Raw genomic sequence first — 25,817 nt, 5'->3', positions numbered from 1 at the left:
ATAAACTTTACCAACACGCTGGCTCAACTATGCTTGATCTCAATCAGCGAGTGCTAAATTTTACTCTTTCCCCTTTTATAATCCGTAAAATACCAAGCTCTATCGACACTCAGCCTGATTTCATTCTGCTTTTAGCATTGTTTGGAGATCAACATTATGGCCAGCGTCAGTCAATCCGCTTCTCTTGCCAATATTGCCGCTTATTTAAAGCATACCCACGCTTGCGATGAGCAAACGGCACTCAAGGAAGCACGGGAAGTCATGCACAATCTCGTCAGCATGCGCCAAAAGGGCTTTATTACCGGTTGGTACTTTGACGAACAAGGCCACTTAGAGTTGTTGCCTAGCGATGCGATCCTAAAACGTATCCTTTTAGATGATGATTAACTGCGCCAACTGACTCCTTGTCTTGATTGACGACAAACACCATCGACTTGACCACAATTAACCACACAATCAGCCTACACTGCTTATCCCAAAATAATCCATCACGCATGTTTCAGCGAAGCGCATACTTTTGCGGCATTTTTTGATCTCAAAATAACTAAGTTTGTTTAATAAACCTGCACCGCCAAGGGCTATCTATTTGAGGCAGATCCGCGCCATGGGTGGATTCCCACCCAAATACAAAATCACTGTGAGCGAGATCTCACCCACAAAACTAAAAGTGTGACAAACATCAAATGAACTACACTTTAGTAACCAAACACTTACAGAAGTCAGTGTAAGTTGGCGTGGTATTTGCCTTTAGTAAAACAGACCTCAGGGAAATCAAGGCTGTATTCCTACTCAAACTTGGTAACAAACTAACCAAGACTGAGGACAAATCCTAACAACAGAAAAAGGAACTCAAGATGACATTGAATCAACAAACTGGATTGACCCGTCCACTCAAAACCTTAGTCAAAATGCTCGCCGTTGCCTCCGTGTTCGCAACCAGCTTTAACGTATTTGCAGAACCTATTGAAATTAAGTTTTCGCACGTTGTGGCAGAAAATACGCCCAAAGGCCAAATGGCACTTAAGTTTAAAGAACTCGTTGAACAACGTTTACCGGGTGAATACAAGGTCAGTGTATTTCCTAACTCACAGTTATTTGGGGATAACAACGAGTTAGCGGCACTACTGTTAAACGACGTGCAATTTGTTGCGCCGTCACTCTCAAAATTTGAACGTTACACTAAACGCCTACAAGTATTCGATTTACCTTTCCTCTTCAATGATATGGATGCGGTAAACCGTTTCCAACAAGGTGAAGCAGGTCAAACACTGCTGAACTCTATGACCCGTAAAGGGATTGTCGGTCTAGGCTATTTACACAATGGTCTGAAACAGTTCTCGGCTAACACGCCACTTAAAAATCCTGCTGATGCAAAGGGCTTGAAGTTCCGCGTAATGGCGTCTGATGTTTTGGCGGCTCAGTTTGATGCTGTCGGCGCTATTCCAGTGAAAAAACCTTTCTCTGAAGTATTTACCCTGCTGCAAACCCGCGCTATCGATGGTCAAGAAAACACATGGTCAAATACTTACTCACAAAAGTTCTATGAAGTGCAAAGCCAAATCACTGAAAGTAACCACGGTGTGCTCGACTATATGGTCGTGACCTCTGACACTTTCTGGAAAGGCTTACCCGCTGACAAACGTAAGATCATCAAAGAAGCTTTAGATGAATCTATCGCATTAGGTAACAAAATTGCCGCTGAGAAAGATAACCAAGACAAACAGTTAATCCTAGATTCTAAACGTTCACAGTTAGTGACTTTAACGCCTGCTGAACGTCAAAAATGGGTCGATGTGATGAAACCAGTTTGGGCTAAGTTTGAAGAGCAAATCGGTAAAGATGTGATTGATGCTGCTGTAGCTGCAAATAAATAATAATGATGATAGCCGCTTAATCTCAACCGAGGTTAAGCGGCCATTTCAGCGAGGGGATTATGGCTGTGATATCGCGAATATTTGGTTATTTTGAAGAAGGTGTGCTCAATTTATTGATCACTCTGATGACGTTGTTAGTGTTTTCAGAAGTCGTCGCACGATTCTTCTTCAATACGGGTTTTCTGTGGATCCAAGAACTCACACTGACCTTTTGCGGTTGGTTTGTGTTGTTTGGTATGTCTTATGGGGTAAAAGTTGGCGCGCACATTGGTGTCGATGCCTTCGTTAAAAACTTAGCGCCTCGGGCCAAAAAGATAACGTCCCTCGTTACCGCCTTTGTCTGTATCGTCTATTGCGGACTGTTTTTAAAGGGCAGTTGGGATTACTTAAGCCAGATGTATCAAATTGGTGTGCCTATGGAGGATATTAATTTCCCCCAATTTTTCTTAAAAAGCCTCGATCCAGACTTTGCTTGGAACACCTTACGGATTGATGTTGAAGATGGCGCGGTACCGATTTGGTTATCCCAGAGCATCTTGATCATTGGTTTTTCGATGTTAACTTGGCGATTCGCCGAACTCTTTATTGCCATCCTACGTGACCAAGTCACTGGCTTCCAATTTGCCGATGAAGCGAAAGAAAGTATGCATTTAATCGATGAAAGCGTTAAAAACGCCAATGAAGAACCCGTCTCTGACGAAAAGGAGACTAAATAATGGCGATTGCAACCCTATTTACCGCCCTATTAGTGTGTATGTTTCTCGGTATGCCTATCGCTATCGCGTTAGGTTTTTCCAGCATGCTCACCATTTTATTTTTCTCGAATGACTCCTTAGCCTCAGTGGCACTCAAACTGTATGAGTCTTCATCGGAGCATTACACCCTACTCGCTATCCCCTTCTTTATTCTGTCATCCGCCTTCCTCTCAACCGGTGGCGTCGCGAGACGGATTATCGATTTTGCCATGGACAGTATTGGACATGTCCGTGGTGGATTAGCGATGGCATCTGTTATGGCCTGTATGCTGTTTGCGGCGGTTTCAGGCTCATCACCCGCAACCGTAGCGGCGATTGGTTCAATCGTGATTGTGGGCATGGTTAAAGCGGGTTATCCCGAGAAGTTTGCGGCGGGGGTTATCACGACCTCAGGCACACTTGGTATTTTGATCCCACCATCAATTGTGATGTTGGTGTATGCGGCAGCGACCGAAGTGTCCGCAGCAAGAATGTTTATGGCAGGTTTAATCCCAGGCTTAATGATGGGATTCATCCTGATGATCGTTATCTACATAGTCGCGCGCTTTAAGAACTTGCCTTCGCGTCCTTTCCCAGGCTTTAAACAACTGGGGATTTCAAGCGCTAAAGCTTTAGGTGGATTAGCACTCATCCTTATCGTACTCGGCTCTATCTATGGCGGCGTTGCGAGCCCGACTGAAGCTTCGGCTGTGGCTTGTATGTATGCGTACTTTATTGCGGTATTTGGTTACCGTGACATTGGACCATTAAAAGAGGTGGCTTGGCGCAATCAAGGTGAAAGCTTACCTAAAGCCGCCGCACGTAACTTAGGTCACATGTTCCTTGGGCTAATTAAAACGCCTATCGACAAAGACATACGTAACGTAGTGCGTGATGGTGCTAAGGTCAGTATCATGCTGCTGTTTATCATAGCTAACGCTATGTTGTTCGCGCATGTATTAACCACTGAGCGTATTCCACATATTATCGCTGAGCATATCGTTAACATGGGCTTACCCGCTTGGGGCTTCCTGATCATCGTTAACTTACTGCTACTTGCTGCTGGTAACTTTATGGAGCCATCGGCAATTGTACTGATTATGGCGCCGATCCTCTTCCCTATCGCGACTCACTTAGGCATAGATCCTATTCACTTAGGTATCATCATGGTGGTGAACATGGAGATAGGTATGCTCACGCCGCCGGTGGGGCTCAACCTCTTTGTTACCGCGGGGATCACGGGTAAGAGTATTGGCTGGGTCATTCAATCGGTTCTGCCTTGGTTACTGCTGATGTTAGCCTTCTTAACCTTGATCACTTACGTGCCACAGATTTCGCTCTTCTTACCAGAATGGTTGGATTCGATGCGTGGTTATTAATCTGCAATGCAAGGTTGTGAGATTACCCCTTGATTACAGTTAGTTTTTAAGCGAGCCTAGTCAGGCTCGCTTTGTTTTATGATGCACAGTCTCAGTGATTGATACCGTCGCTTTATCAGGATAGCCACCATGTTGCCCATGACGCCTAAGGCCAAGAAACGCCTCTTTCTCACTGTAGTGTTACTTGCAGGCCTATTTGCAACACTCAAACTGACCTATTGGGTGCATTTGCATCAAGGTAAAATCGAGATCCAAACCCAATCGGAGAAACAACTGAAGGAGTTAGTCAGCTTTCTCGATGGTGCATTATCGCGCTACGAAAGTATTCCCCACGTGCTCTCGACGAACCCTATGCTCGCCAATGTACTGAACGACCAACAAAACCCCGATAAGATCCAAGAACTTAATTTATATCTCGAAGAAATCCAGCATGTCACTGAGGCGTCCGATATCTATCTGATTGATGCCTTAGGGATTGCGATTGCCGCCAGTAACTGGCAACAGAATTTCTCCTTTATTGGCAAGGATTATTCCTTTAGACCCTATTACACCGATGCTATTTCGGGCAATTTAGGCCGTTATTATGCCGTGGGTACCAGCTCAGATAAGCGTGGTTTTTACTTTTCTTACCCTATTTATCAGCAAGGCGGCAAAGGCATACTCGGCGCGATCATAGTCAAAGTGGACATTAGCGGTATCGAGCAGCAAAGCACGAGCATTGCCATTGCGGGTCAATACCAATTCCTTATCAGCGACCCTGAAGACATTGTTTTTATCTCTAGCATCGATGAGTGGCGGTTAAAGTCACTCACTCCACTTACCCAAGCCAAACAATATGCGCTTAATGCATCAAAGCGTTACGCGGAACGCCCCATAGGTGAACTGTTGATGAAACCGCCCTATGAGAGTGGCAGCCAAGCCATGCTCTACCAATTACAAACGGGCAGAGATCATGAGCAATACATGGATAATCATCAGTTGATGGCCAAAGCTGGCTGGCGGGTGCACATCTTAGCGCCCATCAAACCCTTGCTGTCGTCTTTACCTGCACTGATGTTACTGTCAGCCAGTATTTATCTGTTGCTGGCACTCAGCATCTTGTTTAGCGCCGAGCGTCGCCGCAACCTACAGCGTATGCAGCTGGCACAAAGCCTATTAGAACAACGCGTAGAAGAACGAACTCAAGACTTGCAGCAGGCGAACCATCAGCTTAAAGACACTCAGGATGAACTCATTCAAGCGGCAAAACTGACTGTGATCGGCAGTTTATCCGCCAGCATTAACCATGAGCTTAATCAGCCGCTTGCAGCACTGCGCAGCTACGCCCAAAATACTCAAACCTTTCTAGCCCGTAATATGCAAGATAAGGCACTGGATAATATCAAGATTATTATTGAACTGACCGATAGATTGGCCGATATTGTCGGCCAATTTAAAAGCTTCACTCGCAAGAGCCAAGGCACGGATAGCGCCACCGATATTGGCCGCTGTATCAAACAAGCGCTGACCATAGTTCAGCCCGCAATAGACAAGCAAGGCGTTGAACTCGATGTGCAGTTACCCAATGGCAACTATCAGGTTTGGGGCGATAAAGTCCGATTACAGCAAGTGTTTGTCAATATCATGAGCAACGCCATTGTCGCTATGCAACAATCGGTTAAACGCAGCTTGGTCATCCGCGTGACCAGTGAAGATAAGTTCTGCATCAGCATCCAAGATTCTGGCCCTGGCGTACGTGAAAGCCAAATGGAAAAAATATTCGAACCTTATTTTACCACCAACGAGCGCCACGGACTGGGGCTTGGCTTATCGATTTCACAGCGTATTATCGAATCCATGCAAGGCCAAATTAACGTTGCCAATGCCGAAGAGGGTGGCGCCATTTTCCAGATTATTTTACCTATTTATTTGCTTGAGGAACGTTAGTCTTATGAGTGTGCCCAATTCCATCCAAGATTATTCTGTTCTCATCATCGACGATGAGCCACACATAGGCACAGTTCTCGTTCAGCTATTTGAACTTGAGGGCATTAAGGCGCTCGCCACCACAGAGCCTAAAGGGATCGCTAAGCACCTGCATAAAGATTGGGCGGGAATGGTGATATCAGATGTCAACATGCCGCAATTAGATGGCATCAGCTTAATGCAACAAATCCGCCTGCAGGACCCCGACCTCCCCGTTGTGTTATTGACAGGGTTTGGGGATATCGCCATGGCAGTCAATGCCTTAAAGCAAGGTGCCTACGACTTTCTCGAAAAGCCCTTTAATAACGAGCATATACTCGATGTGGTCAAGCGCGCCTTAGATAAACGCAGCCTGACCCTAGAGAACCGTAAGCTTAAAAAGGATCTCGAAAGTCAGAGCGTACCAGGCCCTCGCATTTTGGGTAACAGTGTCGGCATCAACCGCATGCGCCACATCATAGATCAAGTGATAGACACCCCAGCTGATGTGTTAATCGAAGGCGAAACAGGCACAGGTAAAGAGCTCGTCGCCCGCTATTTACACGATCACAGCAGCCGCAGCCAAGCCAACTTTGTCGCCATCAACTGTGGGGCGATCCCCGAAAACTTAATTGAAAGTGAGCTCTTTGGCGCCGAAGCAGGTGCCTTTACCGGCGTCGATAAGATGCGCATTGGTAAGTTTGAATACGCCAACGGCGGTACATTATTTTTAGATGAAATTGAAAGTACACCACTGTCGCTGCAAGTAAAACTGCTGCGGGTACTTGAAGATCGTAAAGTTGAACGCTTAGGGTCAAACAAAAGCATCAGCCTTGATATACGGGTAATCGCCGCCACTAAGGTGGATTTAAAAAGCCTGTGTGACACGGGGGAATTTCGCCAAGACTTGTTGTATCGCTTAAATCTGGTGACTGTGCCTATCCCTCCCCTGCGGGATCGCCGTGAAGATATTCCTTTGCTGTTCCTGCACTTTGCCCGCGTCGCATCGGCACGCTATCACAAAGCGCTTATTGCCTTAAATGCCGAGCAAAACGCCATACTCACCTCCCACGACTGGCCGGGTAATGTGCGTGAATTACGTAATCTCGCCGAACGCTTTGTGCTGCTGGGCGGAGAAGCCGCCTTTGCTGGCACTTTGGGCAATACCCCAAGCCTGCACTCGAGTATGTCCTTACTGCAACGAGTCGAGTTTTTTGAGCGGGTATTGATTGAAGAAGCGCTCAGCCACAACAAGGGCAGTATTAAGCAGACGATGGAGCAACTCGAACTCCCCCGCAAAACCCTCTACGACAAAATGCGTAAATATGATTTAGACCGCAAGCAGTACATTAATTCCGACGACTAAACAAATTGAAAGCTAGACTAATACCCGTTTGACATGCGTTTGATGGTAATGCAAACGGGTGATGGCTAAGGCAATCAAGGCCAGTAAGGTTAACGAGCCCATCACCACGCCGCGCCACTGCGCCTCATGCCAAAACATCATCAAATAAGGCCCACCAATCGCAGCGCCTAAGTAGTAACAACATAAATACAGCGATGTCGCCTTAGCCCGATCGCGACTGGCGCGCATCGCGACAAAGGAATTACAGCAACTGTGGGTGAGGAAGAAACCACAGGCCGTCATCAAAAAACCTAAGCTAATGGTTAAAGTGGTATCAAACAGGGTCAGTAAGCTTCCGAGCAACATCACGCACCAAGACCACTGATACAACTTATGTTGGCCAAATTTGGCGAGCCATTTCGCAGTGAAATACGAAGCTATAGTCCCACTGGAATAACACAGGAAAATCAAGGTTGCTTGAAAGCGACTCCATTCATAGGGCGCCGCCATCAAATGCAGCTGAATAAAACTAAATTGATTCACCATCATCATAAAGGTTAAGCCGCCAATCGCGTAGACCAAGCGCATTTGTGCATCGGTGAGATGATGGCTAAAGCCATGAAGATCTTGGGCTAAACGGGCGCGTTTTGATAAAGAGGGCTCAGTTTTACTCTTTGACATGGCCTGCGCATCGGCAAGTGAAGGCAGCAAATCGTTCACTAAAGCCACGCCCGCTAAGGTGACTAAAAACAACAGCCACATGGATTCTTGCCAAGATAAAAACTGCGACATAACGCCGCCGAGTAAACGACCAACAATGCCACCAATGCTATTCGCCATAATGTAAATGCCCGCGGCTTTGAGCATAGTGCTCGGTGACAACTGCTCTTTAAAGTACGCCATAGCAATTGCTGGCACGGCAGCGAGTAACGCACCTTGCAGCAATCGCACTAGCACTAGCCCGTTAAAGTCCGGTGCCCAAATTAACAGTAAGTTAGATAGCGCCAACAACCACAGGCTGACAATAATCGGTGTGTGTCGACCGATACGGTCTGACAGTACCGCATACAAGAGCAATGAAAAGGCCAAGGAAAAACTGGTTACCGACAGGATTAACGTCGCTTTAGACCCCGATACCGCAAAATGCTCCGCAATCAGCGGCAGCATGCCTTGCATCAGATATAAGTTGATATACACCACCACAGAGGCAACACATAGCGCCCACATCAATCGGGTGTCACGCTGTTTATTATCAATCATAGTATCTAACTCGGCTTGCACAGGAGCCTCGACAAAGCATCACTTATAGGATAGACAAAGGTTATCACTGGGCATAACATAACAATAATAGATAATATCTATCGCTATCATTGATTTTTGTTATAGCCACAAAGTACCGACCTTACCACTATTCAACAGTATGGGCCCGATTGATGGATATCCGCCAACTCAAGCATTTAGATGCCCTTGCCAGTACTGGCAGCTTTACCGCCGCAGCCAAAAAGCTCAATATGGCCCAACCAGCCTTAAGCCAAAGTATCAAGCGCTTAGAAGTCGCACTCGGCGTGACTTTGGTTAATCGTACGAGCAACAAGAATGACAAGCTGCTCGCACTCACGGCCGAAGGTTTAGTCCTGCATCAACATGCCACTTTGATCCTGAAACAGATTAAGCAGGCCGAAGCGCAAATCCGTGCCATGGCGAATCTCACCTCGGGGGAAGTCCGTATTGCCGTGCCGGGCATGCTGGGATCTTTCTACCTGCCCTCGCGCTTAATGGCTTTTCGGCATAAATACCCCGAGTTGAAACTGTCACTGTTTGAAGGCGGGACGCGCGACGCACTGCGTATGTTGCAACAGGAAGAAGTGGATATTGCGATCATTACCGCCCAAGACCTACAACCCGAATTTGATAGTCAGCTGTTAATCCGTGAGCAAATGGTGATCGCTATGGGAGCCGAACACCCTTTAGCGGAACATAACGCCGTCAGTCTCAATGACTTTTTCGACCATGAATTAGTGATGTTCAAGACAGGTTATTTCCACCGCGAGTGGATCTTATCGCAAGCCAAGGATCTGGGGAAAAAGCCCAATGTCGCCTTCGAGACTAATCTGATTAACCTTATCAAACAGATTGTTTCCCAAGGATTTGGGATCACCAGCGTGCTCGAAATGGCCATAAGCTCAAAAGATGACATTTTAGCTAAGCCCTTCGATCCACCAGTATTTTTGAATCTGCACATCGCATGGAAAAAACAACGCCCGGTGAGTCAAGCAGACCGCGCCTTTGTCGATTTTTTAATGTCAAATCGCTGACCTAAACCGATTAAAACAAAAAGGGCTGATATCAATATCAGCCCTTCTCTATTTACTATTAAATTACTGTTAAACCTCTCGATTTAACCTTAAGCGATTAGCCTTGTTTACGACGACCAAAGGCAAATGGTAGCAATAACAAGCTTAACCAACCTAATGAACCACCATCATCTTTCTTAGCGGGTGTTTCAGTCACAGACACAGACACGACACTTGAATCTTTATTGCCATGGTTGTCCGCTACAGTCAGTTGGAATGACACTGTTTGAGCTGTACCACTCACTTCTGGCGCCACGAGATTAAGCTTGGCTGCATTAGCGTCAAAGTTAAAGCTCGCACCGCCTAACTGAGTCCATTTGTAGGTTAATGGATCATTGTTGGCATCGGATGACTTGCTCGCATCGATAAACAGTGGTTTACCTTCTTGAACAGATACCGGTGCTTCAATCACTGCCACTGGCGCAACTTCTGGCACATCAAATTGATATTCTTGCTTCAAGATTTCAGCCGACTCGTTGTTCACTTTGTTGGTCAAAGTCACAAGGTTGTCTTGGCTTGCCTTACGTGGCACTAAGTCAAACGTCACATCTTGTGCCGATGCACCAGAGACCATCTCGATAGTCCAAGTGATCTTATTACCCACTTGTGTACCTTGATGGCTGATATTAGCCACTTCGTGACCTTCTGGTAATAACGCCTCTAAAGTGTAAACGCGGGTTTCTTGCGTTTTGTTCGCTTCGACACGGGTCTTCATCATTTTAGCGGCGCCTGGCGTTAACTCGCCAGAAACAGTGCTACCTAGAGGCGGTAAAACATCATCACTGACGCGCTCAAATAATACCGGAATTTTAACCGGTGCGACTTTGTCATCAGTAGTGGTCAGAGTCAGCATAGCCAAGCCAGCATCGCCCACTAACATCGCTTGTTTCCACGCTAAGTTGACATTAAAATTTTTATGATCACCGGTAAGATTTGCCGTTAAGTTATCACCCGCTTCATCGTATAAGGTCACTTGTTTCAAACTAAAAGCATCATCCGCATCGGCTGCAGATGCCTGATAGTTCTGTATCACGACAATATACTCACCTTTCACTGGGTCCTTAATAGACACACTTTCTTTTGAACCACCAAACGCAGAAGATGCCGCGATAGAAAGCTTACTACCATCTTTCTTATCGAGTATCACAAACATGTCTAAGTCAGGAGAGGTGGTATTACCGATTGATGCATTGAAATATAACGCTTTGTCTTCAACGTTAAAGCTAAATACTTTTACGCCATCGGCTAAATCATCAAATGCACTATCGGTATTTGAATCTTGTTTCACACTTGATTCATAAGTAGCGCTTAACTTAAGTTCAGTCACTGTCGCCGCAACACCCGGTAGATCAATCGCTTTTAAGTGAGCTAAATTGCGCTCATCGGCATCACGTGAGGCTGAAACATTAACAACCGCAGGTAAGTCGCGTTTAGCAATCTTAGCCACGATCGGCATGTTAGCCGTTGGGAAGGCTTCCGAAGCTAATACTAAGTTACCAAAGCCCCAACTTGCACCCACGTCAGTCACATCAGCAGTCACTGTGATAGTTTGGCTCTCACCTTTTTTCAGGTTGAAGCTTTCTGGCATCACAGTTAACGCGAACTTATCGGTTGCGGAAACACCTTTTGCAGTCCAGCTACCGTCAGCCGTTGCAGTGACAGTACGTGTCCAAGTACAAGTATCGATACAACGTGAATCAGCCATGCTTGGAATGTTTAACTTACGTGGATCGCCACCTGTTGTAGGGTTAGCAATCTCGTAGTTTAAGGCACTTTCATCCATCACTAAGCCAGATTTAGCCGCTAAATCCACACGAATACGGCCTGCGCCTACGTCAAACGGATCTGCAACAGTTTTGCCATCAGCCTTTTTCATCGCTTGGGCTGTCGTTGCTGTCATCATTAGCGCAGAACGAATGTTATCTGGGGTCCAATCTTTATGCAGTGATTTAAGTAACGCGCCAGCACCGGCAACATGAGGACTCGCCATTGAAGTACCTGACATCAAAGTGAAATCAGCAGGATCAGTCCCTGTCTTATCATGGCCAAACTGTTGATCTGAATAAGCAGCGTAGATGTCACTGCCCGGTGCAGCAACATAAGGCACCAGTACATCGTTAGTCAGGTTAGGTCCAATCAAGGAGCTGGCAGCTAAAACATCCGCTTCTTTACTGACCACTTTAGGGGTTGGAGACAGCGTGATTTCAAGCGCTGGATTTGCTGCCATAGCAGCAATCAGTTCTAAGCCATCGATATCGCCAATAAATACTGCGGGAATATCCAATTTATCTAACCCAGACATGGTCAGGCGCGCATTATTTTCACCATCTCTATTGAAAACAATCACACCCTTAGCGCCAGCTTTCATCGCCGCTGCGACTTTGATATCGAATGAACAACCACCGCGTCTTAAAACAGCGATCTTGTCTTTAAAAGCATCGGCGGCAAATGGTTTACAGGCTTCAAAATTAGCCGCATCAATTGTACCAGCATAAACAGGCACACCTTTGAGCACTTCAGTTTGAACTGGACCCGATCCCGCAGTGTAATTGTAGTTTTTACCATTAAATTCAACGGCACGTACTATGTCACGATTGTGAGTCGAATTAGCAACCGACGTATACCAAGGCGCATTTTTAGGCGTAGAGTAAGGTGTTTGATTAATAGCAGGGCTAGTGTTTGTCGCGGCACGTGTGTTACCCGCAGCTACTGCAGCAAAAATACCCGCATTACGCGCAGCTAAGAAACCTTGTTCTGTTGCACTATTCCACGGATTTCCACCACCGCTGATTGAAAAGTTAATCACATCGACGCCATCTTTGATTGCATCGTCTAACGCTTTCAAGATAGGTGCAGTCGGGCAGCCAGAATAAGTGTCGCCCGCATTACCCGGATTACAGATTTGATAAGCAATGATGTTTGCATGTGGTGCAACACCTGAGATTTGCGCAAATTCAAGACCCGTCGCAATACCATCACCTTCTAACTTACCCGTTTCACCTTGCACATAAGGGACATTCACTAAAATGTTACCTGCTGCTGTACTGGCGACATGCGAACCGTGTCCGCCGTAATCCTCACCATTTTTTGCCGGAGGGGTGTCACCATACACTTTAACATCATCAAAGTTATTGGTGATTTCTGGATAGCTACGGACACCGATCAGTTTGTCGTTACACATGCTGGCGAAATCAGTTTTACAGTCACCAATATAGATGCCTTGACCTAATGGGTTAGTGTGGTCATAACCATCTTGGCCAACATCCGCAAATGAAGCATGGTCAGAGTTAATGCCTGAGTCGATAATACCGACAATCACACCTTCCCCCATGGCTTTCGTGCCCGTTGCACTACCATCCCATACATTTGGAGAACCGATAAGCGCTTGGCTGACGTCGGTTTCCATTTGTTCCATGCGTTCGCGCTCAACAAACGCAACCTCAGGTAACTCAGCCATTTTCTTAGCTTGAGCTTGAGTCATACGAACTGCCATACCGTTTAACGCATACTGATAGGTCGTTAATGGCTGCAGATTGGTGCCAATTGCCGCACTCGCGTTAGCTAAAAATCGGTTTTGTTTGACTTTCAAATAGCTTACATAACTTTTGACTTCAGGTCTTGAAGCATCGAGCTTGCCATTCACAGCGACTTTTGAAGTGCCACTTGTCTGCACTCTCTGTGAGCTCGTCGCTTTAAAGCCAGGAGTCGTTCCTTGATAATTGGCGACTGAACTGTCACGTAAACGAACGATATAAGTAAATTCACCCTCGCCTAAATCCGCTTCTGGTACAAACTTAACTTCAGCTCCGGCAGCATTACCGCGTAATGACGTGGCTTGTAGTTCACTTGGAATATCTAACTGCAAGGTTTCACCCGTAGGTGATAAAACGGTTTGCGCATTTGCCGCCGACGATAACAGCGCCATAGACACTGCTAGTGCTATTTTAGTTTTCATTGTAACTTCCCTAATTCTTATAAGTTGTATGATTTATAAAACTCAGGTTGGTGGCATGAATACACTGCAACAACCAAGAACGTCACCTGTAACTGACATTTTTTATGAATAACCATTCAATTTACTGTGATGATGATCACTGAGTTTTATCGCGACGATTTGTAACACGCTAAGATACAAATTAAAACATTAAGTTAACAGAACGTTATTCAGTAAATCGTATATCAGCTTCTATTTATCTTAAAAAAGAGAAATAGATTGTTTCGCAGGTTGAATAGCCGGTAAATTAAAGCTCATAAACAAAAATGTGAAATACAAATAGTTATTTAAAATCAGTATATTAATTAAAACTCTTAAATATTTTAGCACCAAGATAGTGCACTAAAAAACAGAACGAGTGACCGTAAAAATATTATTATTCGCAAAAAACATCTGTTACAAAATAAACATTTTCAAAAATAAATTTAAACACAAATTAAACTTACCTTTAACTTTCTTTAAACAAAATTAGTATGAATGCCATTTTTACAAAATGGTACTCCTTATAAATAAAGACTAACTTATGCATTAATATTCTTAGCTCTGTGTAAAGCAAAATCATATTTGATTTTACATTTACAACATGGATACCCGAATATTAACCACAAAAAAGCCCTTCCAATATAAATTGAAAGGGCTACATCTTCAGCAATACAAAAATGATACGCAGGCAATAATTAGGAGTGATTAATTCGCCATGACCGCCTTCATTAACACTTCTGTCGTGAACTTATCATTATTGACGACAGGGAACCTGTCATAGGTTTGGAAGATCACTTGGTCTTGGAACTTGATCATCGCCACTACGCCATATTGGATACTCTTATCGATCGATTTTGCAGGCAGCGTAAATTTAAACGGCACTGGCGCTCTGGCGATGTTAAAGGTTTTCTGTGCGACGATAATACCCGGGGTATTCAAATCAATAATTGCAATAGTGATTTGGCAACCTTGAGGCAAGGGAATTTTCTCTAAATAACCCGCTGCGCCATTGATAATAATCGGGGGTTCAGGTTTCACCGTCACGCAGCCATTGAGTAGAATAGCCATGAGCGAGAACAATACAAACGACTTTATTTTCAGATACATATTAACGTCCTTTTACCATGCGGATCAGGCCTTCTTGGGTAGAAGAAGCCACTAATTCACCTTGTTGATTGAAAAACTGCCCTCTGACGTAACCTCTGCCACCGCTGGCATTGGGGCTATCAATACTGTAAAGCAACCACTCTCCCATATTAATCGGGCGATGGAACCACATAGCATGATCTATCGTCGCCATGCGCACTCCAGGACTTAAAAACGACACGCCGTGGGGCTGAGCCGCTGTCACGAGAAAGTTAAAGTCCGAGGCATAGGCGAGTAAATATTCATGAATATGGGCGTCATTTGGCATGGGACCATTGGCCCTCATCCACACATGCCGGTACGGCTCGGTTTCTTTGGGCGCAAAGGGATGTAATGGATTAACCAGTCGCATCTCAATGGGCGCATCGGCCATAAACTTTTCGAGTATGCTCGGCGGCACTTTATCCCGCATCGTCAGCGCTAACTCCTGCTGATTCAATAAACCTTCAGGTCCAGGTACTTGCGGCATCATCGCTTGATGACTAAATCCTTCTTCAGGTTCTTGGAAGGAACAGGTCATGTGGAAAATCGGTCGACCTTTTTGAATTGCACTCACGCGGCGGGCACTAAAACTGCCGCCATCTCGCATATTTTCGACTTCATACACAATCGGTAACTTCTCGTCACCGGCACGTAAAAAGTAGGAGTGTAATGAGTGGACCTTACGCTCAGCGGGGACGGTTTGTTTAGCGGCGCTCAGCGCTTGCCCCATCACTTGACCACCAAACACATGCCCAAATCCCAGATCTTGGCTCTGACCACGAAAGAGGCCGATTTCAATTTGCTCAAGGGAAAGTAATGATAAAAGATCGTCTAATACCTGACTCATGGGATCCTACTGCATAATTAGCCATTAATGCTAAAGGGTAACTCAGTTCGCCTTAAGCTGACCAGTCTTCTATCGATTATTCACAATGAAATCATCACTCCCACGATACAGGATTTAAACGAGGCTTGACTCAAGTTCAGTGCGGGTGTCATCTGCGTATTGCGAAGGGTTTTACTTGACCCGTTAACGCGGTTTAATAACAGAGGTCATGGGCTGAGTTATGGGTAACAGTGTCACTCATCAATCAATTTTAATATGGTGTTCTAGCGCACTTAACTGAGACCAAGACAAGACTTTATCCTCACCACTGGAGTGCAAAGTAACAGGAAAGGATTGGTGTAACTGAGGCCACTGCTGCGCGAGATTATCTGGCGTAAAAAGCCCCTCATTAAAATACATCGGCTGAAACTCGACAAACATGCCATGACTGACGCTGCCCGCACCTGCGAGTAAGTGTTGACCATTGGGCGCCTGTTCACTCACCAAAAAAGCCGTTGTGGCGGTTAATGACTCAAAGGAAAATAACGGCTGAATCGCACTTGCTAAATGTTTGGCTGTCATCGCTGTGACGGCCTGTGGGCATAGACTATTGACACGAATATTATGGATATCTCCTTCTATCGATAAGCAATTCACCATGCCCACCAGCGCCATCTTACTCGCGCTGAAACCGACTTGATGCAAATCACCAAACAAGGCCGAAGCCCCCGTCGTCATCATGATCCGACCATAATCCTGTTGTTGCATATAGGGCCAAACGGCTTGCGTCAGATAAAAACTGCCATTGAGATCGACATCCAATTGCCGTTGCCACTGCTCAAGCTTAATGTGTTCGAACGGACAAGCACCGTAGATCCCCGCGTTATTAATCAAGATATCAATGCGATGCCAACGTAAGATCACTTCTTCGACCATGCGGTTTACTTCATCCCGCTGGCTAACATCGAGCACAAAGTAGAGACAGTCACCGCCGAGTTTAATAATGCTGCAGTAGGTTTGCATCAATGCTAAGTTGGCCGACATTGTTTGAGCACCATAGGTAGAAATAGACTCGGATGACGATAACGGCTGATCAACGAGCACCACTTTCGCGCCCCGCTCAGCTAACATAATGGCATAGGCTCGACCTAGCCCTGCTCCCGCCCCAGTGACTAACGCCACCTTATTATCGAAACGCATCCAAATATATCCTTATCGGCATAACAGTAGCGGCAAAACGCAGCCAATGAATGCTCAAAAACAACCCGCATAAGGCGACTAGCACCTGTGGTATCTCCAGTTGAACATAGGATTTAGCGTTACGCCTATGTCTTGGGCGGCGCAGTGTCTCCAACAACATCAACTATAGAAACACAGACTTTTTTGATTTTCTTTGAGCTTGACGACAAATCTCCGTCTACATCAGTGAACATATGTGCGCCAATTCAAACTCTGTTAAATGCGTTTATTAGATAGTGCTCACTTTCGTGTTAAATCTTGTTATGCTATGCGCTAATTGAGCCCTTGCTCGATACCATTTCCCATTTACCAATAACGACTGGACGCCATGAATCCTTGGATTTTAGCTATAAGACCCCGTACGCTACCCGCGGCCATAGGTCCCCTATTGATAGGCAATATTCTCGCCCTGCATCTTGAGAGTTACAGCTGGTTAATTGCTGCCACTTCTATGCTGTGCGCTGTGCTATTACAAATTGCCGTCAATCTCGCTAACGACTATTTTGACTTTAAAAACGGCATAGACACGGCCGAACGCTTAGGACCCGTTCGCGTGACGCAAAGTGGTTTAATTCCACCAACGAGCGTCCGCAATGCCATGATATTTTGCCTATTAATGGCACTTGCTGTGGGTTCCTATTTAATTTGGCACGGAGGCTGGCCTATCGCGATTCTCGCCGCGGCAGCCATTTTAGGTGCACTCGGTTATAGTGGTGGCCCCTATCCCCTCGCTTCCCATGGGCTGGGCGAAGTCGCGGCCTTTATCTTTTTTGGATTGGTCGCTGTCGTGGGGAGTTATTATCTGCAGGCGGGCGATACAACAATCAATGCTTGGTTATTAGGCTGCGCCATTGGGCTGTTCAATGCGGCGATCATGCTGGTGAATAACACCCGCGATATTCGCACCGACACCCAAGCGGGCAAACACACATTGGCAGTACGTATCGGCGAAGCGCAATCAAAAGTGTTGTATCAAGCGCTGATTTACCTGCCCTTCGGCTTAGTGATTGCAGGCTTTCTACTGGGTATTTTACCTGGGTTACCAGTATTACTCGCGGGTTTGTCACTGCTTATCGCCCGTAAACTCAGCAGCGATTTCTATGCGGTGTCTGGTGAAGCGTTAAATCCGTTACTCGGCCGCACGGCTAAGTTAACGATGATTTTCAGTACCTTGTTTAGCGTGGGTTTAGTGTTTACCGCATAAGAGTAAAGCCGCTAGGCTAATGCAACTGGTCGCTACAAGCAGCCGCAGCTTAATCCTGAATACAACAAAGGTTCGTATCTGTCGAGGATACGAACCTTTTTTATTGGCTAAATATGCTTAGCCTTAGGTTTACTGTCATGTTCGACCACGGCAATCCAACATCAGATTATTGCCAGATTATTGCCAGATTATTGCCAGATTATTGCCAGATATAGCCTGAGATCAGAGTATTTAGCAAAATGCCGTTAAAGTTACGTAGCGCTTGGGATGAGTCACTGTGACCAGCGCCGAAACACACATGCAGAGGCAATAAATGTTCTTCCCGCGGATGACTAAACCGCGCCTCAGGAGCCGCTTGCCAGTGAGTCAGTGCTGTTTTGGTCTCGGCAGTGTTCACGCTTGCGGTTAATGTTTGCGTCAGCCAATAGTCAAACTCTGCGCTGCGACTTTGGACCGTGGGATCGCTTGAAAAAAACGCCCGCATATTGTGAAACGACATCCCTGAGCCCACAATCAATACCCCTTGATCCCGCAGCGGCGCTAAGGCTTCGCCAATCGCTATATGGGTTTCAGGATCGAGACGGTGGACTAACGACATTTGTACTACGGGAATATTCGCCTCGGGATACATCAACTTAAGTGGTACAAAGGTACCGTGATCAAATGCGCGTTCGCTATCTAAGCGGGCGGCGATACCCTTATCCGCGAGCATATTCGCAATCTGTGCCGCTAATTCTGGCTCACCCGGTGCAGGATACGTCAGCTGATACGCTTCGGGTGGAAAACCATAGTAGTCATATAAAATGCCGGGCTTAGGGCTACTCGACAAGGTCACCACAGATTCTTCCCAATGGGCGGTGATCAGCACAATCGCCTTAGGGGTTTCAATGGGCGCGGTCACTGAGGTTAAAAAAGCACGTAACTCTTTATGATTGGCATCATTTAGCAAAGGCATTGGGCCACCACCGTGGGGCACAAATAGCACAGGCATACGACTCGCTTTAACTTGCATCATGGTTTTCTCTTGTTGATTAACTTATATCGGTACGACTGACTTCAGACTCTATTTTTATCACTTAAAATGCGGAGCGACTTAGCGCCAACTGTCGCTGAAATTGCACTAAACGCTCAATAATTTCATCCAGTTTGATAACTAGAAAGAATCCAGCCGATAAACTCAATGCAGGCAGTGCATTAATCGCCGCTTCATAGTTAAATTGAAAATAAATCGCCCCCATCATAATCGCCAGCAAACCGCTCGCCGATAACACTCGGTAGTCACGTAGACACAATCCAAAGGCGCCAATCACTTCCATCAAACCAATAAAATAGCCAAATCCGGTGGGAAGATTCATCAAAGTAAACGGAACATGGAACATATGCACGCCAAATAACTTGGCAAATCCCGAGATAAAAAACACTATGCTCATCGCCAGTGTAACGGTTGCGGCGGCGCGATTGAGTGTATTGGCACAAAGGAATAGCTTCTGCGTATCGGCCTCAGCAACTAAGCCATTGATACTTGAGCCCTTAGCACCACATAAGTTTAAAAATCGCATCGCACACACCCCATTGATCTTAATATTGCCGTCAGTCTTGGGCATAAATCCGCAGACCACGAGCGAGAATGGAGTAGATTATGAGCCGATAAAAGATAAATAAATATGGAATAAAATCTAATATCTCATAAACTAATACTTTATGACTTGCGAGCAATCCCAGTGACCTTAGACCAACTGCTGATGTTTAAAACCGTGGCTGAGGCGGGCTCACTCAAAGCCGCCAGTGACAAGCTACATAAAACCCAACCCGCCATTAGTCAAAGTATCAAACAGTTAGAATCTCAACTCGATCTCATCTTATTTAACCGTGAAGGTTATCGACTCGCCATCACAGAGCAAGGCCGAAAACTGCTGCAACATACCCAGCGGGTGCTGAATGAAGCGCAGGAAATGAAGCAAGTGGCGAAACATTTAGCCAAAGGCAACGAAGCGAGTATCACCTTAGCTTTTGAAGCCTCTTTCAATCTCGCTCGAATTCTACCGATTTTAGAACTGACTCAAAATGAGTTCCCCTATACTCAAATCATTCTCAAACAAGAATTTTTAACCGGTGCACTCGAAGCGTTGAATCAAGATAAAGCCGAAATCATCATCTCAGCTGGCGGAATTGAGCCCATACGTTCGAGTCATTTAGAATTAGCCTATTTATTTTCCGGTAGCCTGCTCGATGTCGCTGCGCCGCGCATGCTTGAGCGCCATCCGACACTGAGCTACGCACGAGAGCTCGTTAACGAATACCAAATCGTGATCCAAGATACGGGCTCAGGCACTGCGAATATTGAGTTTGGGGTACAGGCGGGGCAACGACGTTGGTATGTTAATGATTTTTATACCAAGAAAATGCTTATTCAAAGTGGCATGGGCTGGGGCAAACTGCCGCACTATATGATTGAAGATTCACTCAAACAAGGTGCATTAATCGCACTGGATCTACGCGAAAGACAAAACAACATTCAACTCGATTACTATGTTATGCGAAAACCCCACTCACCTTTGGGCCCTGTCGCCCAAGCACTCTGGCAAAAGCTGATCGCCTTTTCATCTGAGCTGAATGCTTAGGAATTCAAGCTTCAGGTTTGGTTTTAGTGGCTTTAAATAAGGTGAAGTAACCAAGTTGTATGCCCTTATTAAAGTCATCGGCCATAAGTAAAAACGCCCCTCGATAAGGGGCGTTTTTCATTTCAATAACTGGCTAAACCTGAGATTTAAACCTTAGACTTAAACCTTAGCTAAGGTGCGCTCTTTGGCGCTCCAATCTAAGTGATATTTCTCGCCAGCTGGCGTATCGATACGCTCAAAGGTATGAGAGCCGAAAAAGTCACGCTGACCTTGGAGCAAGTTCGCCGGTAATGTTTCGCAGCGATAACTGTCGTAATACGCCAGTGCAGAGCTAATACACGGCGCTGGAATGCCTTGCATTACCGCTGTCGCTACCGCAGTGCGCCATAGGCCTTGCTTTTCAGATAAGGCTGACGCAAAACTGTCGGCCATCAACAGATTGCTAAGCTCGGCATTATCTTCATAGGCTTGAGTGATTGATTGCAAGAACGTCGCGCGAATAATACAACCCGCACGCCAAATTTTTGCAATTTCAGCAAAGTCTAACTGCCATTTTTGTTCATGGGCCGTCATCGCCATCAACTGGAAGCCTTGCGCGTAACAACACACTTTCGCGCAATATAACGCGCTTTCTAGAGCTTCAATCAACTGCGCTTTTTGCGCCTCATCAATAGCAGGTGCATTTGGCCCAGCCAATTTCTGGCTGAGTTGTAAACGTAAGGATTTTTGGGTACTTACGGCGCGAGCATATACAGCTTCAGCAATCGTCGGTGCCGGACAACCAATTTGTAAACTGCTTACGGCCGTCCACAAACCCGTTCCTTTTTGGCCCGCTTTATCTAAGATCATTTCCACCAATGGTTTACCCGTTAATGGATCGGCCTGTTTTAAGACTTCGGCACTGATCCCCATCAAATAGCTGTTTAAGCTACCTTTGTTCCAGCGTTCAAACACATCGCCCACTTCTGCAGCGCTCATGCCTAAACCGTCATGCAGCATTTGATAGGCTTCGCAAATCAACTGCATATCTGCGTATTCAATACCGTTATGCACCATCTTCACGTAATGGCCAGAACCCGCAGGACCAATATAAGTCGTGCATGGCTCGCCTTCTGTCACTGGATTACCCGGTTCGAAGCGCTCTATGGGTAGACCTGTACTCGCATCAACCTTAGCGGCAATGGCTTTCCAAATAGGTGCAACGTGATGCCATGCATCGATATCGCCGCTTGGCATAAGTGATGGACCGAAACGCGCACCGACTTCACCGCCCGAAACCGCAGAGCTAAAAAATACAAACTGACCTTTGTAGCGCGCTTCACGCTCAACAGTGTCAGTCCATAGGCTGTTACCAGTATCGATAACGATATCATCGGACTCAATTCCGGCAGAAATCAAAGCACTACAGACACCATCGACGGGTGCGCCCGCGGGAACAGAAAGCACAAGAATGCGGGGTTTTGTGAGACTGGCTAACATTTCGGTAAGATTAGAACAGCCAAGAATGCGAGGTTCGAGTCCAGCGCGTTCCTGTTTTTCTTGCTGTATAACACCATTAACTTTAACAGGATCGAGGTCAAATGCGCTGACGTGATATTGGTTATCCGCGATGTTTAGCGCGAGGTTTTTACCCATAACGCCAAGGCCAATTACGCCGATATCATTAAGATTTCTGTGGTTTTGCATTATATAATTCCCACGGGTCACAGAGGTTAGAGCTAACCAATTTTGAGGGGTAATTATACCGATCTTTGTAACTTAATTACCAGAGACATACGATTGGCAATTTCGATTATGCTGAAAGTACCAATCGTTTACGTCTCATTTATCCAATATAAGCGTCAATTAATGGGCGAGTTTAAGCCCTAAAACGCCCAGTAAGATCAGTATCAAACTGGCAATCTTAAGTAAGCTAACTCCTTCTCCTAACAGAATAATCCCTGCAATTGCGGTGCCCATAGCACCAATGCCGACCCACACGCCGTAAGCCGTACCGATAGGCAGTTGCTTAACTGCGAGTCCGAGTAGCAACACACTCACAGCCATCGACGCCACTGTAAAGATACTTGGCCACAAACGCGTGAAACCTTCGGTATATTTAAGCCCTATGGCCCAACCAATTTCGAATAAACCCGCAAGGACTAATAAGAACCAACTCATAGTGAACTCCCAAAAAAGGGGTCGTCCCCATGTTAGATTAGGCGTATTTAGGGTCGTCCCTAAGCCATTTTATTACAGTAAAAACTGTAGGTGATGATTGTGCATGATGAGAATGAAAGACTAGCAAATTTGAGGAGGAAAATTCAATCTTTGATTTTACCGAAATAAGAAATGCCATGAGCAAAAAGGCGATAGCAAGCTTGGTCAGTTTACTATCGCCTTGATATTTCAACTCTCGATAAGACCTTTACACTCTTTCTACAAAAGCCTTTACGCTCTATTTATTACACTAAGGCATCGGCATAACCCATTCGAGTAAGTGCAGTGCGCACTAGCTCTAAGGTCTGTGGATCTTCTATGGTCGCTGGCGCGGTATATTGCTGATTATCGGCAATTTTTCGCATAGTACCGCGTAAAATTTTACCCGAGCGCGTTTTAGGTAATTTTTGAATGGCACTCACTAACCTAAAGGAGGCGACGGGACCAATCTCTTGACGAACTAGGGTAATAAGCTGTTTATGCAGCTCTTCGTCACTGATCGTCACGCCCTTTTTCAGTACCACTAATCCAAGAGGCACCTGACCTTTAAGCTGATCATCGACACCAATCACCGCCGCTTCGGCCACATCAGGATGTTGACACAAGACTTCTTCAAAACGTCCGGTCGATAGCCTGTGTCCTGCTACATTTATGATGTCATCGATACGACTCATAATGTAGAGATAACCATCTTCATCGGTATAACCCGCATCGCCAGTTAAGTAATAACCTGGATACATAGACAAGTAACTATCTTGATAGCGTTGATCATTTTGCCACAATGTAGTTAAGGTTCCCGGCGGCAAAGGCAATTTAATCACCACATTCCCCGAGGTATTGGGCGCAACTTGCTCACCCAATTCATCCACTACTTCAACCGCATAACCAGGCACAGGTAAAGCGGGTGAGCCCGGCTTAATGGCGACGGGCGCTGTGCCCATCAAATTTGCCGCAACTGGCCAACCCGTTTCGGTTTGCCACCAGTGATCGATAACAGGTTTAGCGAGTTTAGTGTGTGCCCAAACTAAAGTGTCGGGATCGCAACGTTCACCTGCTAAAAACACGTTTTTAAGACAAGCTAAATCAACACCTTGTAGATACTCACCATCAGGATCTTCACGCTTGATTGCGCGAATGGCCGTCGGCGCGGTGAAAAAACTTTTGACTTTATATTTGGCAATCGTACGCCAAAAAGCACCGGGATCGGGCGTACCAACAGGTTTGCCTTCATACATTAAGGTTGTAGCACCCACCAGCAGCGGTCCATACACAATGTAAGAATGACCCACAACCCAGCCCACATCAGACGCTGCCCAAAACACATCGCCCGCTTGAATATCGTAAATATGTTGCATCGACCAAGCCAGTGCCACTGCATGGCCGCCATTATCGCGCACCACACCTTTAGGCTGACCCGTGGTGCCTGAGGTATAAAGTACATACAAGGGATCGGTGGCCTTAAGCGCGGCACAATCGGCCTTAGGCGCAGTCGCTAATGCAGCTTGCCAATCTAAGTCACGGCCCTCAAGTAAATCAGCCTGATACTGGCTGCGATTTAAAATCAGGCAGTGATCAACCTGATGCACTGACTGAGCTAACGCTTTGTCTAGCAAAGGTTTATAAGGAATGACGCCCGAAGGCTCAATTCCGCAGGATGCCGACAGTACCAATTTAGGCTTAGCATCATTAATCCGAGTCGCGAGTTCATTGGCGGCAAAACCACCAAAAACCACAGAATGAATCGCACCTATGCGAGCACAGGCCAGCATAGCGAAGGCGGTTTCCGGCACCATAGGCATATAAATCACCACACGGTCGCCCTTCCCTATACCAATAGATTGCATAAAGCCCGCGAGTCGGCTCACTTGAGCCTGTAACTCCCCGTAGCTAATGCCGTATTCAGTATCAGTAACAGGGCTCACATATTGGATAGCCACTTGGTCACCGCGTCCAGCCAGCACATGGCGATCAACGGCGTTATAACAAGTGTTCATCTCACCATCGGCGAACCAATGATAAAACGGCGCCTGCGATTCATCGAGCACCGTTTGCGCAGGTTTAATCCAATCGAGCGTCTTCGCCGCTTCTCCCCAGAATTCGGCTTTATTAAGCAAGGATGCTTGGTGCAACGCTTGATGTTTTTGTTGGTTCTGTTTTTGATTTGCGGCTTGCGCTACAGATGCATTTTGCTGTTCGGTCAACATATGTCCTCCAATCAGGACTGCGGCTAAAATCGTCAGCCGCAATAACTACCCCTTCCAACAACCATTATTAACAGGGGGGCATCCAGCCCACTATTAGACGTTAGCCTATAACCAGAAAATATTTGTGGTTTTATGTGAGAACACTAATTTAAAGCACCCGTTTTAATCTGGCCGCACAGGCTGATGGCAATTGGGATTGACACTTTTATGGCAACAGAATAAAAGTCAAAATCTTTACCTTTACGTAAACTTCATATATCTTGCTTAAAACTGATTATTTAGGGTGCATGAATGAGCGCAACGAACACACCACAAACGACTTACTCGATCAGTGATCTCTCAAAAGAATTTGATATCACTACGCGTAGTATTCGTTTTTACGAAGACCAAGGTTTGCTTAAGCCTAAACGCCGCGGCCAAACCCGTATTTATAGCCTCAAAGACAGGGTGCGTCTCAAGCTCATTCTTCGCGGCAAACGCTTGGGCTTTTCGTTGGCAGAAACCCGTCGCCTGTTCGAATTATACGATGCCGACAAGAGCAGCACCTCACAGCTCAATACCATGCTGGCGCTAGTGGAAGAAAAGAAATCCGCCCTACAGCAGCAAATGGACGACATTAAAGTGGTGTTGATGGAACTCAATTCCGCCGAGCAGCAATGCCGCTTAGCCTTAGAAGATAACAAAACGGCAAAAGCCTAAATCCCAGTGACAACAAGATCAAGTCAATATGATTGACTCGCGCATCTCAAGACGCAGGATGTTAGCACTAGGATTAAGTACAAGATTTAAA

The 25,817-nt window shown here is 46.0% G+C and carries 20 protein-coding genes; 10 read left to right on the top strand and 10 right to left on the bottom strand.

Features of this window, described 5'->3' with window-relative positions:
* Nucleotides 1-156 precede the first annotated feature (156 nt).
* The 6 genes from Q4Q50_RS01910 (at nt 157) to Q4Q50_RS01885 (ending at nt 7,297) form a co-directional block, all read left to right on the top strand.
* Nucleotides 157-387 carry a hypothetical protein gene (locus tag Q4Q50_RS01910; protein WP_006082294.1) on the top strand — a complete coding sequence of 77 codons (231 nt, stop codon included), beginning with the start codon at nt 157-159 and terminating at the stop codon, nt 385-387.
* Nucleotides 388-854: 467 nt separating this feature from the next.
* Nucleotides 855-1,874: a TRAP transporter substrate-binding protein gene (locus Q4Q50_RS01905; RefSeq protein ID WP_006085509.1), complete on the top strand. Its 1,020-nt coding sequence runs from the start codon at nt 855-857 to the stop codon at nt 1,872-1,874.
* Nucleotides 1,875-1,933: 59 nt separating this feature from the next.
* Complete coding sequence (locus tag Q4Q50_RS01900; RefSeq protein WP_006082296.1) at nt 1,934-2,590, top strand: TRAP transporter small permease; 657 nt, start codon at nt 1,934-1,936, stop codon at nt 2,588-2,590.
* Complete coding sequence (locus tag Q4Q50_RS01895) at nt 2,590-3,987, top strand: TRAP transporter large permease (RefSeq protein ID WP_006082297.1); 1,398 nt, start codon at nt 2,590-2,592, stop codon at nt 3,985-3,987. The genes Q4Q50_RS01900 and Q4Q50_RS01895 overlap by 1 nt, the downstream gene beginning before the upstream one ends.
* Nucleotides 3,988-4,116: 129 nt before the next feature.
* On the top strand, nt 4,117-5,913 hold the full coding sequence (locus Q4Q50_RS01890) for a sensor histidine kinase (RefSeq protein ID WP_311898100.1): 1,797 nt from the start codon (nt 4,117-4,119) through the stop codon (nt 5,911-5,913).
* Between the two features lie 4 nt (nt 5,914-5,917).
* Nucleotides 5,918-7,297 carry a sigma-54-dependent transcriptional regulator gene (locus Q4Q50_RS01885; RefSeq protein ID WP_006082299.1) on the top strand — a complete coding sequence of 460 codons (1,380 nt, stop codon included), beginning with the start codon at nt 5,918-5,920 and terminating at the stop codon, nt 7,295-7,297.
* 12 nt (nt 7,298-7,309) lie between these two features.
* On the opposite strand, the gene Q4Q50_RS01880 is transcribed toward Q4Q50_RS01885, so the two are convergent.
* Entirely contained in the window at nt 7,310-8,557 is a 1,248-nt protein-coding gene (locus Q4Q50_RS01880) for an MFS transporter (RefSeq protein WP_311898098.1), read from the bottom strand.
* Nucleotides 8,558-8,709: 152 nt separating this feature from the next.
* Between Q4Q50_RS01880 and Q4Q50_RS01875 the strand changes: the two genes are divergently transcribed.
* Entirely contained in the window at nt 8,710-9,591 is an 882-nt protein-coding gene (locus Q4Q50_RS01875; protein WP_006082306.1) for a LysR family transcriptional regulator, read from the top strand.
* A 97-nt stretch (nt 9,592-9,688) separates the two neighbouring features.
* Here the strand turns inward: Q4Q50_RS01875 and Q4Q50_RS01870 are convergent, their stop codons facing one another.
* The 4 genes from Q4Q50_RS01870 to Q4Q50_RS01855 form a co-directional block, all read right to left on the bottom strand.
* Nucleotides 9,689-13,585: a S8 family serine peptidase gene (locus tag Q4Q50_RS01870; protein WP_311898096.1), complete on the bottom strand. Its 3,897-nt coding sequence runs from the start codon at nt 13,583-13,585 to the stop codon at nt 9,689-9,691.
* A 726-nt stretch (nt 13,586-14,311) separates the two neighbouring features.
* The gene (locus Q4Q50_RS01865; RefSeq protein WP_006082308.1) at nt 14,312-14,713 is read right to left on the bottom strand and encodes a YbaY family lipoprotein; all 402 of its coding nucleotides are present in this window, start codon (nt 14,711-14,713) and stop codon (nt 14,312-14,314) included.
* 1 nt (nt 14,714) lies between these two features.
* Nucleotides 14,715-15,581 (bottom strand): acyl-CoA thioesterase II, encoded by an 867-nt coding sequence (gene tesB, locus Q4Q50_RS01860; protein WP_006085518.1) that lies wholly within the window; start codon nt 15,579-15,581, stop codon nt 14,715-14,717.
* Nucleotides 15,582-15,821: 240 nt separating this feature from the next.
* Complete coding sequence (locus tag Q4Q50_RS01855; RefSeq protein WP_311898094.1) at nt 15,822-16,760, bottom strand: SDR family NAD(P)-dependent oxidoreductase; 939 nt, start codon at nt 16,758-16,760, stop codon at nt 15,822-15,824.
* Nucleotides 16,761-17,127: 367 nt separating this feature from the next.
* Between Q4Q50_RS01855 and Q4Q50_RS01850 the strand changes: the two genes are divergently transcribed.
* Nucleotides 17,128-18,003: a 1,4-dihydroxy-2-naphthoate polyprenyltransferase gene (locus tag Q4Q50_RS01850; protein ID WP_006082311.1), complete on the top strand. Its 876-nt coding sequence runs from the start codon at nt 17,128-17,130 to the stop codon at nt 18,001-18,003.
* Nucleotides 18,004-18,202: 199 nt separating this feature from the next.
* Here Q4Q50_RS01850 and Q4Q50_RS01845 read toward each other — a convergent pair whose 3' ends face one another.
* Nucleotides 18,203-19,018: a DODA-type extradiol aromatic ring-opening family dioxygenase gene (locus tag Q4Q50_RS01845; protein ID WP_311898093.1), complete on the bottom strand. Its 816-nt coding sequence runs from the start codon at nt 19,016-19,018 to the stop codon at nt 18,203-18,205.
* 61 nt (nt 19,019-19,079) lie between these two features.
* Entirely contained in the window at nt 19,080-19,562 is a 483-nt protein-coding gene (locus Q4Q50_RS01840) for a DoxX family protein (RefSeq protein WP_311898091.1), read from the bottom strand.
* A 162-nt stretch (nt 19,563-19,724) separates the two neighbouring features.
* Between Q4Q50_RS01840 and Q4Q50_RS01835 the strand changes: the two genes are divergently transcribed.
* The gene (locus tag Q4Q50_RS01835; RefSeq protein WP_012089633.1) at nt 19,725-20,624 is read left to right on the top strand and encodes a LysR family transcriptional regulator; all 900 of its coding nucleotides are present in this window, start codon (nt 19,725-19,727) and stop codon (nt 20,622-20,624) included.
* 159 nt (nt 20,625-20,783) lie between these two features.
* Here the strand turns inward: Q4Q50_RS01835 and gnd are convergent, their stop codons facing one another.
* The 3 genes from gnd to Q4Q50_RS01820 all read right to left on the bottom strand — a co-directional run bounded on the left by gnd (nt 20,784) and on the right by Q4Q50_RS01820 (nt 25,027).
* Entirely contained in the window at nt 20,784-22,310 is a 1,527-nt protein-coding gene (gnd, locus tag Q4Q50_RS01830) for an NADP-dependent phosphogluconate dehydrogenase (protein WP_311898089.1), read from the bottom strand.
* A 159-nt stretch (nt 22,311-22,469) separates the two neighbouring features.
* Nucleotides 22,470-22,784 carry a quaternary ammonium compound efflux SMR transporter SugE gene (sugE, locus tag Q4Q50_RS01825; RefSeq protein WP_006085526.1) on the bottom strand — a complete coding sequence of 105 codons (315 nt, stop codon included), beginning with the start codon at nt 22,782-22,784 and terminating at the stop codon, nt 22,470-22,472.
* Nucleotides 22,785-23,068: 284 nt separating this feature from the next.
* Nucleotides 23,069-25,027, bottom strand: coding sequence for a propionyl-CoA synthetase (locus Q4Q50_RS01820; RefSeq protein ID WP_311898087.1), 1,959 nt, complete (start codon nt 25,025-25,027; stop codon nt 23,069-23,071).
* A gap of 291 nt (nt 25,028-25,318) precedes the next feature.
* Between Q4Q50_RS01820 and Q4Q50_RS01815 the strand changes: the two genes are divergently transcribed.
* Complete coding sequence (locus Q4Q50_RS01815; RefSeq protein ID WP_006082318.1) at nt 25,319-25,726, top strand: MerR family transcriptional regulator; 408 nt, start codon at nt 25,319-25,321, stop codon at nt 25,724-25,726.
* The last annotated feature ends 91 nt before the right edge of the window (nt 25,727-25,817 follow it).

Source organism: Shewanella scandinavica, from assembly GCF_031932065.1.
Classification (GTDB): Bacteria; Pseudomonadota; Gammaproteobacteria; order Enterobacterales; family Shewanellaceae; genus Shewanella; species Shewanella baltica.
The sequence above is the reverse complement of the archived record's forward strand: the minus strand, read 5'-3'. Positions and strand labels throughout refer to the sequence as shown.